The following is a 1,945-nucleotide window of genomic DNA, read 5'->3' as shown; positions in this document are numbered from 1 at the left end:
AGAAGGAGTACAGGAAAAGGAGGGACAGCACGAGGGATGAGAGGGCCGTCAGCCCCCCAATGGACAGGAGGTAGTGCCTCCTCATTTGCCCATCACCTCCGCTATGGCGACCTTGAGGGGCTTCTTGATGTCCCAGTCGATTATTATTCCGTAGCCCGAGAGGCTCTCCAGCACGGCCTTCCTTCTAATGGCTAGAAGCTTTAAGGCGACCTTCTCCTCCTCGCTCTTGGCCTCGTATACGCTGTAGGGGTTCGGGCTGATTACGACGACCCTGTAGCCGTAGCGGGAGAGAATCTTAAGGGCCTCCCAGCTCTCCTCAGTAAGCAGGGCCGAGAAGTAGAGAACCTGCGCCCTCGGCGGCAGTGCGGTCTTTATCAGGTGCTCGACCTGATAGGCTATGATGTTGTTCTCGTCCGGGCGGGCAGTGCTGAGGAAGTCTATGCACTTGAAGAAGTGCCTCTTTCCGTAGTCCACCCTTATCCAGAGGGGGATTTTCTCGGCCAGCAACAGACCAAAGCTCGTGCCGTCGTTGAGGGCGTTGAGCATGAGCGATGCGGCGGCGCGGATTAAGTAATCGAAGACAGCCTCGTTTCTCTTCGATGCATCGACTATGAACACGACGTCGACCTTTCTCTCGCTCTCGAACTCGTTCACCATTATCCTGCCGGTTCTCGCGGTTGCCTTCCAGTTTATTATCTTGAGCGGGTCGCCGGGCTGGTACTCCCTTATCGCGTGAAACTCAAGGCCCTCCCCGACGAGAGGAGATGGCAGCGGTCCTATCGTTATCTTCGTGCCCTTTGTGGAGTAGGGCGTCTGAACTTCGTAGAGCATTGGAACACCGATGACCTCGGTGAAGTTATCGACTTCCCTCTCGCTTGAGAAGAAGCCGAAGGGGTCCCTGTACGAGACCAGTATCTTCTCGAACCTGTGAATGCCCCTCTTAACCCTCACCCTGTACTTCAGAACTCCCTCCTCTCCGGGTCTTAGGGAGAACACCTTCTCAGGACTGCCCGAGACGACCTCGAGGCCGGGGACGAAGTCCTTAACGTATAGGTAGTCAACGCGGAAGTCCGTCCTCACGTGAACCTCAACCTCAACTTCCTGACCCTCGAGGAAGCGGTTGTGGGGAACGACCCTCCACACCTCAACGTTTCCGGAAGGCTTGAAGAAGAGATAGGCAACCGAGAGAAGAGTCAGGTACGGCAGAACGAGGTACACCATCCTCCAGTGAAGCAGAAAGAAGGAAGCAATTGGGATAACCCACATTGCCACAAGGTAGAGGGCGAGCTTCGGCGTTGGAGAGAGCCCCTCCTCCTCAACTTTCTCCTCCAGCCTGACAACCGATGAGATATAGCGAAGCCCGCTAACGCTCCAGGCGTCCCAGGCGCTCTGCATGCACCCACCTCACTCGAATTTGGGAACCGGAACCTTCTCCAGGATTTTTTCCATCACGCTCTCCTGGGAAACCTTGGTGTACCAGAGTTCCCTCTTGAGTATCAGCCTGTGGCTTAGGGCCGGAACGGCGACGGCCTTGACGTCGTCAGGGATTACATAGTCCCTGCCCTCAATGGCCGCGTAGGCCCTTGAAAGCTTCATAAGGGCCAGACTTCCCCTCGGCGAGGCGCCGATTTCAACGTTCCTCTTGTCCTTACGGGTCTCCTCGACTATGGAGACGATGTAATCGAGGATTGGCTCGCTCAGGTAAACGTCCTCGATGGCCCTCTGCATCTCAACGACTTCCTCAGCGCTTACGACCGGGTTTATGTCAACCTCCTCCTTCTTACGCTCCATCCTCCTCCTGAGTATCTCCTTCTCCTCCTCCCTCGTGGGATAGCCAACGTGAAGCCTGACCAGAAACCTGTCAAGCTGGGCCTCGGGAAGGGGGTAAGTTCCCTCCTGCTCTATCGGATTCTGGGTCGCTATGACCACGAACGGCTTCGGCAGG

2 protein-coding genes are annotated in these 1,945 nt (G+C 56.2%); both read right to left on the bottom strand.

The features are described from left to right. Positions 1-81: 81 nt before the first annotated feature. The gene (locus MVK46_RS05510) at positions 82-1,266 is read right to left on the bottom strand and encodes a DUF58 domain-containing protein (RefSeq protein ID WP_297535641.1); all 1,185 of its coding nucleotides are present in this window, start codon (positions 1,264-1,266) and stop codon (positions 82-84) included. A gap of 138 nt (positions 1,267-1,404) precedes the next feature. Beyond that, on the bottom strand, positions 1,405-1,945 hold a 541-nt coding region (locus MVK46_RS05505; RefSeq protein WP_297535640.1), incomplete at its 5' end, for a MoxR family ATPase.

Source organism: Thermococcus sp., assembly GCF_027066465.1.
Classification (GTDB): domain Archaea; phylum Methanobacteriota_B; class Thermococci; order Thermococcales; family Thermococcaceae; genus Thermococcus.
The sequence above is the reverse complement of the archived record's forward strand: the minus strand, read 5'-3'. Positions and strand labels throughout refer to the sequence as shown.